Source organism: Labrys sp. (in: a-proteobacteria) (genome assembly GCF_047605565.1).
Taxonomy (GTDB): Bacteria; Pseudomonadota; Alphaproteobacteria; order Rhizobiales; family Labraceae; genus Labrys; species Labrys neptuniae.
Genome location: NZ_JASGFM010000003.1, coordinates 24155 through 40953, shown reverse-complemented (window position 1 = coordinate 40953; position 16799 = coordinate 24155). Strand labels below are relative to the sequence as shown.

The window sequence follows — 16799 nt, the reverse complement described above, 5'->3', positions numbered from 1 at the left end:
TTGCTGTCTGGGCTTTCCGCCATTCTCGGCCTCGCAGCCAAAAGAAAACCCCGCCGAAGCGGGGTTTTCCGTATGTCTGATGGGGAAACGCCTCAGGCGGCGGCTTCCTCTTCTTCCTCGGTCGCATCGTCGAACTCGGCCTCGGCTTCCTTGGCACCACCGCGCTTGGGACCCTTGGCGAGATTGGCTTCGATCACCTTTACGGCCTCGGAATCGATGAGGTCGTCGACGGCGGCCAATTCGCGCGCCATACGATCGAGAGCCGCTTCATAGAGCTGACGCTCGGAATAGGACTGTTCGGGCTGAGCATCGGAGCGATAGAGATCGCGCACGACCTCGGCAATGGCGATCAGATCGCCCGAATTGATCTTGGCTTCGTATTCCTGCGCACGGCGCGACCACATGGTGCGCTTGATGCGGGCACGGCCCTTGAGCGTTTCGAGCGCCTTGGCGACCACGGCCGGTTCGGACAGCTTGCGCATGCCGACGGAAGCGATCTTGGTGGTGGGCACGCGCAGCGTCATCTTGTCCTTGGAGAAGGAAATCACGAACAGCTCAAGCTTGAAACCGGCTACTTCCTGCTCGTCGATCGACACGATTTTGCCGACGCCATGCGAGGGGTACACAATGCTCTCGCCCGTCTTGAAACCCTGCTTCGTGGACGTCTTCTTCGCTGTCGTCATGACGCTTCAACGCTCCTATCATTGGCGGATGCCGAATCGGCAGCCGCACCAAACCACGGGCAGGCTCACGCCTGTTGCCGCAAACACCATTCGACAGTGAAACCAGGCCAAAGCTTCAAGAGCCGCCGCGAGGAACGTCGAAATGAAGGACGGTCAAAAATTCCATGTATCTATCGGCGCTACCCGCACCGACCGACTGAGGTCCCTTGAAGCTGAGCACAAAAAAATTGCCCCTGTGCGGAGCAGCGGCGGGGTAACTCGGTCTCTCTCTTGACCATGCCCCTGTATATACCAAAAATCGGCAAAAATCAACGCTTTTACACGCCAAAACGGCGCGTAAAGCGCTCGTTAAGGTTGATACTGCGCGGTTTTTGTGAATAGCCGCTATGCAAAAAGCGCCGGGCAGTCCAAAAGGGTGCCTCGACAGATGCCCGCTGCCGAAGCCCCGAAAACGGGCAGCCATGCTACCCGTGCAGGGGAAACCGAACCCTGTCGGATTCGGCCGGAATTTGCAATCAGGCGTCGCCCTGGCCCGGTTCCGGCGAGAGCAGCGGCAGCTTGTCCGGCTTGCCGTCCCACTCCTTGGCATCGGGAAAACCGTCACGCTTGACCGTGATGTTGGGCCAGCTCTGCGCGAATTTCGCATTCAGCTCGAGCCAGGCCTCCAGGCCCTTTTCGGTATCGGCCTTGATGGCATCCGCCGGACATTCGGGCTCGCAGACACCGCAATCGATGCATTCGTCGGGATGGATGACGAGAAAATTCTCACCCTCGTAGAAACAGTCCACCGGGCAGACTTCCACGCAGTCCATGTATTTGCACTTGATGCAGTTCTCAGTGACCACGTAGGTCATGCCAGAAAATCCCGAAAGTTTATAATCTTGCTAAAACTGCCTAGCCGAACTGCGCCGACGGTTCAAGGCGCGCTTGCACAGAGCAGCCATTCGCCGCGGTAGAGGCTTTGACTCAGTTCATCACAAACGGAGCACTGGACCTGTCCTCTACCCGGCCTGTCCTGCGTCTCCGGCGCCCGGCCGAGGCGAGAGCAAGGCGAGCTTGCCAAGCTCGCCGTCCCATTGTTTAGCATCCAATGGCGGCTCGCGCCGCGCCGTGATCTCCGGCCAGAGATGGGCATAGCGCGCGTTCAATTCAACCCAGGCCTCCAATCCGCGCTCCGCATCGGAGCGGATGGCATCCGCCGGACAGGCCGGTTCGCAGATGCCGCAATCGATGCATAATAGGGGATCGATGACGAGCATATTCTCGCCCTCCCGGAAGCAATCGACCGGGCACTCGGCCACGCAGTCCATATATTTGCATCTGATGCAGTTTTCGGTGACCACATAGGCCATGGCGCCGTTCCATCCGGAGGGAGCCCTCAGTGGAACGGCCGGTTATGGCGCGCCTAAGGCGCAATTGCGGTCACAAGAGATCGCGGGGGATTTTCTCGTACCAGCGGCGCTCGGCGGCCAGCTCGCCATTGGCTGAGGCCCTGAGTTCGCCCTCCAGGATGAAATCGGTGGCGGTCGCCTGCATCGCGGTCTTCACCTCGATGCGGATCTGCCAGCCCTCGCGCCCCATCTCATAGCTCTCGCTGAGGCGGTAGCGCGCACTGAGAGGGTCATCGCCCCTGACGGTCAGCTCGCGCCGGAGGCTGTGGGAGAGCGTGGTGTCGATCTCGTCGAAGCGCAGCACGCCCTCGCCGAACAGGCCGCCCTCCCCTTCCGTGACATAGGTAGCCGTATCCGTCAGCAGGTCGAGCGAGGTGGTACGCGCCATGCGGCCTTCGGCGACCTTGGTCGTCGGGGTGCGGGCAGCGCTCAGCGCCGGCTCGAAGGCAACGACGGGGTCGTTCGCGCGGGCCTGGCGCACCGGGAGGGCCAATCGGCCCGGGCAGCGCAGGGTGAGCGTCACCGGTTCGGGCGCCGGCCAGATCAGCGGCCAATAGGCGGTCGACAGGGCAAGCCGGAGGCGATGGCCCGGCGCGAGGGCATAGCCGCAATCGCTGAGCTTGAGGCGGATGGGATAGAAGCGGCCAGGCACCAGCGCCTCGGGCTCGGCATGGCTGTCGCGGTGGGTCAGGTTGAACACCGCATAGGCGATACGGCGCGAGGAGCCGTCCGGCGCAACGTCGCAGAGCCTGGCGCAGAGCTGGGCCAGGGGCTTGTCGGAAGCAATCTCGACCTCGATCTCCGGGGCGCCGAGCAGTTCGAGCCGTTCGGTCAGGACTTCGCCATCGAAACAGCAGGAGAAGGCGTCGTCATGGCGCTGATCGGCTGGCTCCTCGCCGGTGACGCCGGTACCCATCCATTCCCCGGCTGCCGCTCCCGTCCAGGCCGGCGAGGTGAAGGCGATCTCGCTGGCCGGTCCAGCTTCAACCGCCAGGGTGCCCGGCGCCAGATGGACGGTCTTGGCGACGATCGCCGGCGAAGGCCATGTCGCCTCGCCGACGAAGCGGCCAGGCACCGGATCGCGACGACCAGGCGGCGTCCACTCCTCGACGAAAGCCCGCATCATCGGTTCGGCCATGATGCCGCGATCCGTCCCCTTCAGCCAGTGATCCCACCAGCGGGTTGCTTCCTGCAGGAAGCCGATGGCCGGCCCCGGCACGCCGTCCTGCGGATAGATATGGGCCCAGGGCCCAATCAGGCCGAGCCTGGGTACGGTGAGGCCCTCGAGCAGGCGGGGAATGGCATTCGTATAGGCATCGCCCCAGCCCCCGACGGCGAAGACCGGGCATTGTACCGCCGAGAAATCCTCGCAGATCGAACCGTGCCGCCAATAGGCGTCGCGCCTCTGATGCGCGAGCCAGAGCGCCGGGAAGAAGGGCAGATGGTCGAGGCGGTACTGCCATTGCGCTCGCCAGGCCTCGCCGACCAGCGCCGGATCGGCCGGCCTGGCCTGATAGGCCAGCATGATCGAGCCCCACCACAGATTGTCGTTGAGCAAGGTGCCGCCCATGAAATGGATGTCGTCGGCGTAACGGTCATCGATGGAGCAGACGGTGATGATGGCCTTGAGGGCCGGCGGGTTGAGCGCCGCGACCTGCAGGCAATTGAAGCCGCCCCAGCTCTTGCCCATCATGCCGACGGAGCCCGAGCACCAGGGCTGGGCCGCGAGCCAGGCGATCACCTCGCAGGCATCGTCGAGTTCGCGCTGCAGATATTCATCCTCGAGCAGGCCGTCGGACTCGCCGCTGCCGCGCATGTCGACGCGGATGGCGGCATAGCCATTGGCTGCGAACCAGCCATGCATCGGCTCGTCCCGCCCGCGCGTGCCGTCGCGCTTGCGGTAGGGGATATATTCGAGGATCGCCGGCACCGGCTTGGCTTCGGCATCCTCGGGCAGCCACAGGCGCGCGGCAAGCCGGGTACCATCGGCGAGGGGAATGAAGAAATGTTCGATCGTGCGGACTGGGGACATTGGAAAATACTTCAAGAAAAACGAACGAAAGGGCCGGTCAGAAGACCGGCCCTTTCAACGAACCATTGGATCACGCCACCTTGCGGCTGGCGAGAATATTGTCGAGCCAATGCGTATCCATCTCCGGCACGGAGCTGATCAGTTTCTCCGTATAGGGATGGAACGGCGGGGCGAAGATATCCGCCGTCGGCCCCTGGGCGATGATCTCGCCCTTGAACATCACCGCCGTGCGATGGGCGATGCGGCGCACCGTGCCGAGATCGTGGGTGATGAAGATGTAGGCGAGGCCGAGATCGTCCTGCAGCTTCTTGAGGAGCTTGAGCACGTCCTCCGCCACCAGCGGGTCGAGCGCGGAGGTCGGCTCGTCGCAGATGATCACCTCCGGCTCGGCGGCGAGGGCGCGGGCGATACACACACGCTGCTTCTGCCCGCCCGAAAGCTGGCCGGGCCGGCGATCCGCGAACTCCTCCGGCAGGCCGACCTGCCGCAGCAGTTCGAGCACGCGCTTGCGCACGTCGCCGGCCGAGCGGTTGAAGTAGAAGCTCACCGGGCGCCCGATGATCTGCCCCAGGGTCTGGCGCGGATTGAGCGCCACATCCGGCATCTGGTGCACCATCTGCAGGCGTCGCAGGATGTCCTTGCTGCGCTGGGGCAGTGCCGGCGGCAGGGTCTTGCCGTTCAGCGAGACATCGCCCTCCCAGCGCGGCAGCAGGCCGACAATGATGCGCGCGATCGTGCTCTTGCCGGAACCGGACTCGCCCACCACCGCCAGCGTCTCGCCTTTGGCGAGCTTGAAGGAGGCGTTCTTGACGATGGCAACCGGGCCATAGCCAGCGGTGACGTTGGTCATGGAGAGTACGGGCTCGGCGCCCTCCGCCGGCGCGGTCAGCTGGAGATGCTCGGCCTCGCGCCGCTCGTTCACCAGAGCGCGGGCATAGTCGGTCCGCGGCGCCTCCAGTACCTGCTGGGCTTCGCCGACCTCGACGGTCTTGCCATGGCGCAACACCATGATGCGATGGGCGATCTGGGCCACCACGGCAAGGTCATGCGTGATGTAGAGGCCGGCCGTGCCGAATTCCCGGATGAGGTCGCGCAAGAGCGCCAGCACCTCGATCTGGGTGGTGACGTCGAGCGCCGTGGTCGGCTCGTCCAGCACGATCACATCGGGCCGGCAGCTCATCGCCATCGCGGCCATGGCACGCTGGAGCTGGCCGCCCGAGACCTGGTGGGGGTAACGATCGCCGATCGTGTCGGGATTGGGCAGCTGCAGGATGCGGAAAAGCTTGCGGGCATAGGCTTCCGCTTCCGGCCGCGTCATCACGCCATGCACGACCGGCGCCTCGCAGACCTGGTCCATCAGCGTCATGGCCGGGTTGAAGGAGGCGGCGGCGCTCTGGGCTATATAGGCGATGCTCTTGCCACGGAAATTACGGCGCTGCGCGGCGGTGGAGGCGCGCAGCTCGGTACCGTCGAGCTTGATCGAGCCGCCGGTGATGCGCATGCCGGCCCGGGCATAGGCCATCGACGCCAGGCCGATGGTCGACTTGCCGGCACCGGATTCGCCGATGAGGCCGAGGATTTCGCCCCGCCGCAGCGTCACGTCGACATTGTCGACGAGAACGCGGCCGGTGATGGTCTCGACCCTGAGCTTTTCGAGTTCGAGGATCAGATCGGAAGAGGTCTTGTCGTTTGCCATCTCAGCCCCCTTACATTTCCGCCTGCGCGCCGGACGGGCGGGCATCGATCGACAGGAACCAATCGACCACCAGATTGATGCCGATGGTGAGGAGAGCAATGGCGGCAGCCGGATAAAGGGCCGCTGCCCGCCCGAGCTTGAGGCTGGTGATGTTGTCGCGCACCATGCCGCCCCAGTCCGCATAGGGCAGGGGCACGCCGAGGCCGATGAAGCTCAGCGCGGCGATGAACAGGAAGTTGAAGCAGAAGCGCAGGCCGAACTCCGACATCAGCGGTGCTGCGGCATTGGGCAGGATCTCGCGCCAGACCACCCACCAGATGCCCTCGCCGCGCAGCCTGGCCACCTCGACGAAATCGAGCGAGGCGAGGTTCATGCCGAGCGCGCGGGCGAGACGATAGACGCGGCTGGAATCGAGGAAGGCGATGGTCAGCACCAGCGAAGTCAGGGTCTGGCCGAAGATCGACAGAATGATCAGCGCCCAGATCAGCAGCGGCACCGACATGACGATGTCGACGGTTCGCGAGAGCACGGCATCGATCCAGCGCCCCGTCACGGCCGCTACCAGGCCGAGCGTGATGCCGATGGCGAAGGACAGGATGGTGGTGACCAGGGCGATGCCGATGGTGAGGCGGGCGCCGTAGATCAGGCGGGTGAGCATGTCGCGGCCGATCTGGTCGGTCCCCAGCCAGCTGGTCGCTGAAATCGTCGCCCAGGTCTTGCCGACGGTCTGCGTCTCCGAATAGGGCGCGAGCCAAGGGCCGGCTATGGCGACGACGACATTGAGCGCGATGATGAACAGGCCGATGACGGCGGTGAGCGGCGCCTTGTGTCCGAAAATGACCATGCTGCCCTCTCTACCGGGGATGCCGCAGACGCGGATTGAGGATGATCGCCAGCACGTCGGCAATCGTATTGAGGATGATGAACACGGCCGCAAACAGGATGCCGCAGGCCAGGATCGCCGGCACGTCGCGCTTGGTCACCGCGTCGATCATGTACTGGCCGACGCCAGGATAGGTGAACACCTTCTCGATGACGACCACGCCGACCACCAGATAGGCGATGTTCAGGGCCACCACCGAGATGATCGGCGAGGCCGCGTTCGGCAGCGCATGCTTGGTGACGACGCGGGCCCGCGTCAGGCCCTTGAGGAAGCCCATTTCGACATAGGGCGTCGACATGATCGACAGCACCGAATTGCGCGTCATGCGCATCATATGCGCGGTGACCAGGCAGGTCAGCGCCACCGCCGGCAGGAAAGTCACGTAGAGGCGCGTAAAGAAACCCATGTCTGGGTTGACGGCCGCCAACGGCGGGAACCAGCGCCAATAACCGGCGAAGAGCAGGATCAGCACGCCGCCGATGAAGAACTCCGGCAGCGAGATGGCGATCAGCGCCAGCACGTTGGCGGCCCGGTCAGCCAGACGTCCCTCGGTGATGGCGCAGGTGATGCCGGTGATGACCGCGAGCGGCACGGCGATCACGGCAGCATAGCAAGCCAGGAACAGCGTGTTGGTGAAACGCGGCCACAGATCGTTCACGATGACGTTCTGGTTGGTATAGGACCGGCCGAAATCAAAATGGGTGATGATGTTCCACAGCCAGCTCAGATAGCGCTGCCAGGCCGGCACATCGAGGCCAATGCTGCGTTCGAAGGCGGCTTTGGTTTCCGCCGTTGCGGCCTGGCCGAGCACGGCATCCGCCGCATTTCCCTGCAGGTTGAGGGTTAGAATAAACAAGATGAGGGAGATGGCGAAGAGCGTCGCCACCCCCTGGACGATGCGCCAACCGATAAGACGTCCCACAATGTGCCCTTTCGACCTGTTGCCGACGGAGGCCGGGCACGCTGCAGTTCCCCCCGCACGCGCCCGTCCCTCTGCAGTATGAAAGGAAAAGAGCGAGGCGCCTCACGCGCGTCGCCCCCGACACGCCCTGCGATCTGGCGGCTAGGCCAGGATTCGCAAGGACACGTCGAAACAAGGAGCAGGGGCGAAGCAGCGTTTGTCGCCAAACGCCCCCGGCTCCAGAGCTCTCAGGCGAACCAGCCCTTTTCGGCGACACGCTGGTCGCACATGTCGTAGCGCGGATGCGGAGCCGTCCCCATGATCTTCTTGGAGTAGGCGTCGAGATAATCGCCGACCGCGTAGCAGACCATGCCGCCATCGTCGTGGATCATCTTCTGGCATTCCGAGTAGATCTGCGCGCGCTTGGCATCGTCGGTCTCGACGCGGGCGGAGATCAAGAGCTTGTCGAATTCCGGCCGCTTCCAATGGGTGTCGTTCCAATTGGCGGTGGACAGGAAGGTCTGCGACAGCTGCAGATCGATGTTGGGGCGCCCGCCCCAGTAGACTGCGCAGAAGGGTTCCTTCAGCCAGATATTCGACCAGTAGCCATCGCCCGAAACGCGCGTGACGGTCAGGTCGATGCCCGCCTGCTTCATGGCTTCCTGGTAGAGCAAGCCAGCGTCGGTTGCGCCGTTATAAGCGCCTTCCGAAACCTTGAGTTCCAGCTTGGGGCTGCCGGCCTTCTTGTAGTGGAAGGCGGCTTTCTCCGGATCGTAGGGCGTCTGCGGCACGTCCTTGGCATAGTATTTGTGCGACGGGCTGATGGTGGTGTCGTTGCCGACGGTGGCATAGCCCTGGTAGACGGTGTCGACGATCTTCTTGCGGTCCATGCCATATTTGAGCGCCCAGCGCAGGTCGGCATTGGTATAGGGATCGGTGTCGCACAGCGCCACGAAGGCGAAGCGGTTGCCCGTGCCCTTGCTCTGCACCACGCTCACGTCGGGCGAGGAGGTCACGATGTCCATGGTCTTGGCATCGAGACGGTTGATGGCGTCGACCTGGCCGGAAATCAGGGCCTGCAGGCGCGACGCCTGGTCCTGGATGTATTGCAGTTCGATGCCATCGAAATTGCCGCGTCCAGGCTTCCAGTAATTGCCGGTGTTCTTGGTGACCACGCGCACGCCGGGCTCGAACACTTCGAGCTTGTAGGCACCGGTGCCGACCAGCTTGGAGAAGTCACTATAGCCGTTGGGCACGCACAGGACGTGATAATCGGAAAGGTTGTAGGGCAGGTCGAGATTGCCCTCGGACAAGGTGATCTGGATCTGGTTGGCGCTGAGCTTCTTGACGTCGGTGATCGAGCTCAGCAGATCCTTGGCGGCGGACTTGGTGTCGCCGCGATGCAGGTTGATCGAATAGATCGCATCATCGGCATCGAGCGTCTTGCCATTGTGGAACGTCACGTCCTTGCGGATGTTGAAGATCCATTCCTTGGCGCCGGGCTTGTATTCCCAGCTTTCGAACAACTCGCCCTTGGGCAGTCCGTCATCGCCGATTTCGACGAACCCGTTGCAGATCTGGTAGCCGTAGGAAATCGGCACGGAATCGGCATAGGTGCGAGGATCGAGACTGTCGGAGGCCGAACCGCCCTCCATGCCCAGCTTCAAGGTGCCGCCCTTCTTGGGGGTATCAGCCGCCAGGGCCGAGCCGCCGAGCGCGCCCAGGCCACCAAGGCTCAAACCGAGCGCAGCAGCGCTCTTCATCAATTCGCGGCGGTCGAGGATCAGGCCCGATCCCTGCGTAAAGTTCTTACCCGTCATGTCAATGTTCCCTGCGGCTCGCCTGTATGGAATTTGCGCTCGTTGCCCGAGCGTTCGACCTGCCCACTATCGTGTCCTGCAAGCCGCTGTGCAAGAGACCTACAAACGACATCAAATGACAGCAGGGCGACGTTCTTTCATTTTCATGAAACCCAAATCAGGCTCGATTTGCGAATTTGAACGTCGGGTAAAGGCCAATTTTCAATCAGCAGGCCTAATTTTCGTCAATTTCGGCCAAAAAGGATCTCGCCCGGCGCGAGCGACAACGGATGATATCGGATCCATCCGCCCATAAACAGAAAACCCCCGGCCATGCGGCCGGGGATCGGATCTTGCGTATGCCATCACGTCAGCTGTGATAGGCGCGTTCACCATGTTCGACGATATCGAGGCCTTCGGCCTCCGTCTGGCGGTCGACACGCAGGCCGACGACGAGATCGACCAGCTTGAACAGAATCGCCGAACCCACGCCCGTCATCACGATGGTGAAGGCAACCGCCTCGACCTGCACCCAGAGCTGGGCGCCCATCGTCACGCCATCGGCATAGCCGACGCCACCCAGCGACGGCGATGCCAGCACGCCGGTGCCGAGAGCGCCGAGGATACCGCCGATGCCATGCACGCCGAAGACGTCGAGGCTGTCGTCATAGCCGAAGGCATTCTTCACGGTCGTCACGAAGAAGAAGCAGACGATACCGGCGATGAAGCCAAGCGCGATGGCGCCGGCCGGGCCGACGAAGCCGGCAGCGGGCGTCACCGCCACCAGGCCGGCGACCGCACCCGAGACCGCACCCAGCATCGAGGGCTTGCCATGGGTGAACCATTCGACCAGCGACCAGCCCAGGATAGCGCCCGCCGTGGCGACGAAGGTGGTCATCATGGCCAGGCCCGCGCTGGCGCCGGCCGAGAGGGCCGAACCGGCGTTGAAGCCGAACCAGCCGACCCACAGCATGCCGGCACCGACCCAGGACAGAGTGAGCGAATGGGGCGGCATCTGCTCCTTGCCGAAGCCGGTGCGCTTGCCGATCATCAGGCAGCCCACCAGGCCGGCGACACCGGCATTGATGTGCACGACGGTACCGCCGGCGAAATCGAAGGCGCCCAGCTTGAACAGCCAGCCCGTCGACTGCCACACCGAATGGGCGACCGGGATGTAGATGAAGGTGACCCAGAGCAGACAGAACAGCACCACAGCCGAGAACTTCATGCGCTCGGCGAAAGCGCCGACGATGAGGGCGGGCGTGATCGCCGCGAAGGTCATCTGGAAGCAGACGAACACATATTCAGGAATGGTGCCGCTCAGCGTGTCCTTGGTAATGCCGGCGAGGAAGGCCTTGGAGAAGCCGCCGAAGAGGGGACCGCCGTCGCTGAAGGCGAGGGTGTAGCCGTAGAAGACCCAGATCACCATCACCACCGAGGCGACGATCAGCACCTGCATGAGGATGGAGAGCATGTTCTTGGCGCGCACCAGGCCGCCATAGAACAGGCCGAGGCCCGGTGCGATCATCATCAGCACCAGCGCGCAGGACACCAGCATCCAGGCCGTGTCGCCCGAGTTCAGGGTGGGCGGCGGCGCTGCGGTCTGGGCGAGAGCGGGGCCCGCAAGCAGCCCGGCGCCCATGAGGGCCATGACGGCGGATTTGAGGAAACGGAGGGAAGTCATCGGGAAAGGATCCTGTCTCATGGGAGTCGAGGGCATCAGCGGCAGACCTAGAGCGCGTCGCCGTCGCGCTCGCCGGTGCGGATGCGCACCGCAGTTTCGATCGGCATGACGAAAATTTTGCCGTCGCCGATCTGGCCGGTCTTGGCGGCCGCCGTGATCGCATCGATCACCTTGGCGACCAGCTCGCTGGGCACCGCGACCTCGATCTTCAGCTTGGGCAGAAAACTCACGGCATATTCGGCGCCGCGGTAGATCTCGGTATGCCCTTTCTGGCGGCCATACCCCTTCACCTCGGTCACGGTCAGACCGTGCACGCCCAGACCCGTGAGGGCATCGCGCACCTCCTCGAGCTTGAACGGCTTGATGATGGCCATCACTATTTTCATGCTGCTCTATCCCCTTAAGGCGTTTTGCAATTTGGCGTCAGACATCCTCTTTCAAGCCGCGTGCCAACTGCCAAACGCCATGCTAAGATCATGAAAAATCACGATAAAAATTACCTCTGCCCAATGTAAGGACCACTCGCTTGCCAAGGGTTGCGCAAATATTAGGCACAATGGCCGTCGTTGCGATATTTTCGAGCAACGTGCACAAGGCGTTCGCTGATCCGTGCGCCGTCCCGGCGGAAGCAGGCGAGAATGTGACGATTGCCGGCAAGGACGAACAGGGCCACCTCCTGCTCGCGGACGGCCGCAGGATAAGGCTTGCGGGCGTGGATCTTTCCTCGCTGAGGCTGCCCGATCTTGCCGATGCCACTGCGACCCTGGTGGGCCCGGCCACGCCCGACAGGCACGGCGCATGGCGCGGAGCGCTCTATTTCGAAGGCCGCGATCTGGCGGCCGATCTCGCAGCCCGCGGCTTGGCGCGCATTCGGCCTTCCGTTGGGGAAGATGTGTGTTACACAGAATTAATGACTGCAGAAGACAATGCCCGCCGGGCTCGGCTTGGCCTCTGGGCCGAACCGGGCTATGCAGTCGCCGATGCGGCGACTCCTGAGGCCGTTGCCCGACACGCCGATGGCTTCGCCATCGTGGCGGGACGCGTGCTGCATGTTGGAGTGACGAAGACGACCGTGTGGATCGATTTCGGCAAAATCTGGCGCGAAGACGTGACTTTGGCGATACCCGCCAAACAATGGCCACGTTTCGAGGCAACCGGTCACACCGCTGCCGCTCTCGAGGGCAGCTATGTCAGGGCTCGTGGCGTCGTGACGATGCGCGACGGGCCCCGCATCGAAATTACCGAGCCGGCGGCGATCGAACAGGTCGCACCGGTGTCGCCGTAGGAGGAGTGGGAAGCTGAGCGAGATGCTGGGGGGCGCGGCGAGACAACCGAACTGGCGGAGGGCTTGCGCCCTGGCGCTTGCGCTCGGCCTGTCGTCTTGCGCCACCGTGGGCGACAACGACCAGGCGGGCGATCTTCCGCGCGCCACGCCCGCAGCCCTTCCGGCCGAAGCCCCGCGTGTCATCGCTCCCCCCAATGCGGAGGACCGCGAAAGCGCCCGCGTTCTCGCTTCCTATGGCGGCGCCTATCGCAACGCCGCCCTGGAACGCTATCTCGACGATCTCGTCCAGCGTCTTGCCGCCCAGTCCGACCGGCCCGACATTCCCTACAAGCTGACGGTGCTGAACGCCTCGTCGATCAACGCCTTCGCCCTGCCCTCCGGCCGGCTCTACGTGACGCGCGGCCTGCTCGCGCTGGCCAATGACGATGCCGAAATCGCGGCCGTGATCGCCCATGAGATGGCGCATGTCTCGGCGCGCCACGCTGCCGCGCGTGCCGATCGCGAGCGCCAATCCCTGGTCGTCTCCAAGGTGGCGAGCATGGTGCACAATCCCGGCCTGGTCTCCTCGAGCCAGAACAGCCTGGCGAGCTTTTCGCGCCAGCAGGAGCTGAATGCCGACGAGATCGGCATTCGCACGATCGCCAAGGCCGGCTTCGATCCCTATGGCGCCGCGCGTTTCCTGACCTCGATGCGCCGGCAGGTGGAGGCGCGTTCGCGCCAGGCGACGCCGGACTTCCTGTCGACCCATCCCTCCACGCCCGAACGTATCGCCAAGGCCAACACCGAAGCTGCCCAATATGGCGCTCCCGGCTCGGGCGAGCATGACAAGTTCCGCTATCTGTCGGTGATCGACGGCATCACCTATGGCGAGGATCCCGCGCAGGGTTATGTGCAGGGCCGCATCTTCTGGCAGCCTCGCCTGGCCTTCACCTTCACCGCGCCCCCCAATTTCACCCTCGACAACACGCCGCAGGCCATTCTCGGCGTCGACGGCAACGGCCGTGCGCTGCGCCTCGACACGGTCAAGACCAAGGACGGCCAGTCGCTTTCCGACTATCTTGCCTCCGGCTGGATCAGCGGCGTGGACACCTCCTCCGTCTCCACCCTGCGCATCAACGGCAACGAGGCGGCAACCGCCCTCGCCCGTGGCACGGACTGGAGCTTCCGCCTCTATGCCATCCGCTTCGGCAGCGACGTCTACCGCCTGATCCTGGCGGCCCGCGACCTCAACCCCGCCACCGACGCCCTGTTCCAGGAAACCGCCAACAGCTTCCGGCGAATGACGCCGGACGAGCTGCGCAACGTGCGGCCCGAGCATATCGACATCATCACCGTGCGCTCGGGTGACACGCTGCAGTCCCTGGCAGCCCGCATGGCCGGCCCCCAGGACCAGCTCGAGCGCTTCCTGGTGTTGAACGGCTTTGACGAAACCAGCCCGCTCAGGCCGGGCGACCGCGTCAAGGTCGTCACGCAGTAGAGGGCGGTCCACCCCTCATCCGGCTGCCGCCACCTTCTCCCGCAAGGGGAGAAGGGGCTCCATTTGGCAAGGGGCGCGGTCTGGCCGCATGCAAGATTTTGCGGCCCATCCCAATCAAATTCCTTCTCTCCTTGCGGGAGAAGGTCCCGGCAGGGGGATGAGGGGTGCCGCCCGACAGAACGCCATCCTCGGCCTCCTCACCTCAGCCGATAGAACGCCGCGGCATTGTCCCTGAACAGCTTGCGCCGTTCCGACGGCGAGCAGTCATGCGTGATCTCGTCGACGACATGCACCCAGTCGGGATAGGTCCCCGCCAATTCCAGCACGTGCCAGTCCGAGCCGAACATCACGCGCTCGAAACCGAAGCTTTCCAGGGCATGCTCGACATAGGGCGTGATCTCCTGGCGCGTCCAGCTGCGGTGATCGGCCTCGGTGCATACGCCCGAGATCTTGCAATGCACGTTGGGCAAGGCAGCGAGCCGCTTCATATCGGCGCGCCAGGGCTCCATTTCGCCCGCCTTGATCGCCGGCTTGCCGATATGGTCGAGCACGAATCGGACGTCCGGGCATTGCTGCACCATGCGGACCGCGTTCGGCAGTTGGTGATGCAGGATGCAGATGTCGAAGGAGAGATCGTGGCGGGCCAGCAGCTTGAGGCCGGCCAGAAAACCGGGCTGCAGGCAGAATTCCGGATCGGCCTGGCCCTGGATCAATCGCCTGATGCCACGCAGCGGCTTGTGCTCGCGCAGGCGATCGAGATCCGCCTCGACCGCCGCCCCTTTTTCGAGCGGCAGGCTCGCGACCATGGCGCCGAGCCGAGGCTCGGCCGCCGCAAGCTCGCTGACCCAGGCGGCTTCGTCGAGATGCTGGCCAGCATCGACATCGACTTCCACGAAGACGAAACGTTCGATCTCGACGGGTCTGGCCGCAGCGAACACATCCGCCGGCACCGCCTTCGAGCGCAGGCCTGTGATGCCCTCGGCCCAGGCATAGCCCAGGCGCGCCGGATCGAGCAGATGAACATGGCTGTCGATGATGGGGTAGTCGAGCATGGGGATCTCCGTGGAGGCGCGCCGCCGCGAAACTGCTATTCGCTCAGTTCCTGCAGCCGTTTCTCATATCGTTCTCGTTCAGCGTCGGACTGAAAGGGCAGATGTCGCCATTGGTCATAGAGTATGTCAGCCCAGCAGCAACCTCCCATATCCGGTATTTGCCGCTCCAGGAAAAGGAACTGCTCGTGGATATCCATGGCATGTGCCTGCTCTGTCTGCGCAATCCAGGCCAGGGCACGAATGGCCGCTCCGGTAATCCAGTCGGAAGGCCCGAACAACATCGAATACAACGCCTTGCGCCGCTCCGATATGTCCCACCCCTGGTCGATCTGCGCCAGGACGAGAGCCGCCGTCAATTGGATGCGAGGCACCCACGCCAAGGCCTGATCGTCCTCCGGCACGGCCGGCGGATGGAGCATAACGGCGAGCAGATCCCCTATTGCTTCCACGCCTAATTCGGCGGCGGCGAAGCTGGCCTCGGCGCAATTGGCCTCCATCGAATAGCGCTTGCGCGCCATCGCGGCGATGCGCTCCGAGATCGCCTCGCGAGGCGGATCAACGGCAGCAAATGGCGTTGTACCGTCGTAACGCCATAGGAGGTAGTCGACCGTGGTAAGAGGAACACGAGGATCCGGGCTAGGAATCGCATCGACGCTGATCTCCATCGCCGGGGCTTTGCCGGCGGCGGTACAATCCAGCGCGATGGCCAGCCGATTGCTCGGAGCCTCCAGAGCCGAAAGCCCCAGTTTGAATTCGAACCGGTCGCCCTCCGGCCGGCCCGGCGCTGCCTTCGCAAGATCAGAGCGCATCTGACGCCAGCAATTGGCGGTGGCATCATGGAATTGCGGCAAGGCGTCGAAATGGGCGTACCAGATCTGCCTCGCTCTGCCGTTCCCCTCCCTGGCTAGTTCAATGAACTGCTGGTAGCGGGCCTCGCCTCCTTCCAGCTTCCAGTGGCAAAACGCAGCTGAGGCCTTCGCCCAGGGTTGGTCAGCCTCAACGGCGAGCGCACCTTCATACCAGGTCAGGGCATGCTGCCACTGGGCAAGATCGAACCAGGTATCACCAACTTCCAGAAAAGGACTCTCATTGCCCGGCGAAAGCTCGATGGCACGGGCGAAGGCCTCCTGCGATTCCTCGGGACGGTTCAGCCGGCGCAGGACCAAGCCGCGCGCCATCGCCTGATTTTCATCGCTTTGCGCCAACGGCCCGACAGCCACGAGCGCCTCTTCATAGCGGGCAGCCTTGCGCAACAACCCCGCCTTGAACATGGCCTGCAATCCGGACAATTCCCCCGGCAGAGCACGGCAAGCAAGATCCGCCCAGCGCTCGGCCATACGCAACTGCGGCAACGATGCCTTGTGAGGCTCTGGCGCCCTCGTCACGACATAGCCCAGCAGCCTCAGAATGAGATCGGGCGGCAGCGCCTCGACTGCGCCGGAGACTGCCAGCCATTCATGCGCCCATGCATCGAGATAGCGTTTATCATGCATCGCCTCGGTAACGCCGACGAGGTGCCGGAGTGCTTCCTCTACACGTCCCTGGGCGTGCCAGAAATAGGCACGCAAGGCTTCCGTCGCCGCATAGCGCTCGGCGGTTTCGGGGATGAGCCGGTCGAGCCGACTGCCGGCCTTCGCCACATAGCGATCTGCCAACTGGCGCCAATCGGGCCGGCTCGGATCGATCAGCAACAGACAGGCAAGATGATGCGCACCGTGTTTCAGATTTCCGCCGATCTCCAATTCGCCCTCGGCGACGAAGAGATCGAAGTCCGGCGTGCCGATCCGCTGCTCGATCTCGGCCTGATCATGGCTACAACCGGAGGATTCCTCGACTTCGTCGGGCTCGTCCCGCACGGGGACGGCTCGGACGGGCTTACGTTCGAACCAGCGGCGCAACCAGGACATGGGCAACTT

14 protein-coding genes are annotated in these 16799 nt (G+C 63.7%); 2 read left to right on the top strand and 12 right to left on the bottom strand.

The features are described 5' to 3' along the window. Positions 1-92: 92 nt before the first annotated feature. From QM672_RS04005 to QM672_RS03960, 10 genes are all read right to left on the bottom strand, one after another. Positions 93-683, bottom strand: a complete 591-nt coding sequence (locus tag QM672_RS04005) for a CarD family transcriptional regulator (protein WP_367624859.1) — start codon at positions 681-683, stop codon at positions 93-95. A 515-nt stretch (positions 684-1198) separates the two neighbouring features. After that, on the bottom strand, positions 1199-1537 hold the full coding sequence (gene fdxA, locus QM672_RS04000) for a ferredoxin FdxA (protein WP_311937414.1): 339 nt from the start codon (positions 1535-1537) through the stop codon (positions 1199-1201). A gap of 147 nt (positions 1538-1684) precedes the next feature. Next, positions 1685-2035, bottom strand: a complete 351-nt coding sequence (gene fdxA / locus QM672_RS03995) for a ferredoxin FdxA (protein ID WP_367624860.1) — start codon at positions 2033-2035, stop codon at positions 1685-1687. 70 nt (positions 2036-2105) lie between these two features. After that, positions 2106-4106, bottom strand: a complete 2001-nt coding sequence (locus tag QM672_RS03990) for a CocE/NonD family hydrolase (protein WP_415080767.1) — start codon at positions 4104-4106, stop codon at positions 2106-2108. Positions 4107-4176: 70 nt separating this feature from the next. Beyond that, entirely contained in the window at positions 4177-5802 is a 1626-nt protein-coding gene (locus tag QM672_RS03985) for an ABC transporter ATP-binding protein (protein ID WP_311937422.1), read from the bottom strand. Between the two features lie 10 nt (positions 5803-5812). Beyond that, positions 5813-6646 carry an ABC transporter permease gene (locus tag QM672_RS03980; protein ID WP_068293556.1) on the bottom strand — a complete coding sequence of 278 codons (834 nt, stop codon included), beginning with the start codon at positions 6644-6646 and terminating at the stop codon, positions 5813-5815. A 10-nt stretch (positions 6647-6656) separates the two neighbouring features. Further along, entirely contained in the window at positions 6657-7607 is a 951-nt protein-coding gene (locus QM672_RS03975; protein ID WP_311937427.1) for an ABC transporter permease, read from the bottom strand. Positions 7608-7834: 227 nt separating this feature from the next. Beyond that, positions 7835-9406, bottom strand: coding sequence for an ABC transporter substrate-binding protein (locus QM672_RS03970; RefSeq protein WP_311937430.1), 1572 nt, complete (start codon positions 9404-9406; stop codon positions 7835-7837). A 349-nt stretch (positions 9407-9755) separates the two neighbouring features. Beyond that, the gene (locus QM672_RS03965; protein WP_311937432.1) at positions 9756-11069 is read right to left on the bottom strand and encodes an ammonium transporter; all 1314 of its coding nucleotides are present in this window, start codon (positions 11067-11069) and stop codon (positions 9756-9758) included. Positions 11070-11116: 47 nt separating this feature from the next. Then, complete coding sequence (locus tag QM672_RS03960; RefSeq protein ID WP_068293571.1) at positions 11117-11455, bottom strand: P-II family nitrogen regulator; 339 nt, start codon at positions 11453-11455, stop codon at positions 11117-11119. A 170-nt stretch (positions 11456-11625) separates the two neighbouring features. Between QM672_RS03960 and QM672_RS03955 the strand changes: the two genes are divergently transcribed. Together QM672_RS03955 and QM672_RS03950 are read left to right on the top strand one after the other, a co-directional pair. Further along, the gene (locus tag QM672_RS03955; RefSeq protein WP_367624862.1) at positions 11626-12354 is read left to right on the top strand and encodes a thermonuclease family protein; all 729 of its coding nucleotides are present in this window, start codon (positions 11626-11628) and stop codon (positions 12352-12354) included. Positions 12355-12376: 22 nt separating this feature from the next. Beyond that, positions 12377-13831 (top strand): M48 family metalloprotease, encoded by a 1455-nt coding sequence (locus QM672_RS03950; RefSeq protein ID WP_311937438.1) that lies wholly within the window; start codon positions 12377-12379, stop codon positions 13829-13831. 197 nt (positions 13832-14028) lie between these two features. On the opposite strand, the gene QM672_RS03945 is transcribed toward QM672_RS03950, so the two are convergent. Continuing rightward, positions 14029-14883, bottom strand: a complete 855-nt coding sequence (locus QM672_RS03945) for an amidohydrolase family protein (protein ID WP_311937441.1) — start codon at positions 14881-14883, stop codon at positions 14029-14031. Positions 14884-14918: 35 nt separating this feature from the next. Next, positions 14919-16790, bottom strand: coding sequence for a hypothetical protein (locus QM672_RS03940; RefSeq protein ID WP_415080762.1), 1872 nt, complete (start codon positions 16788-16790; stop codon positions 14919-14921). Positions 16791-16799: the final 9 nt, after the last annotated feature.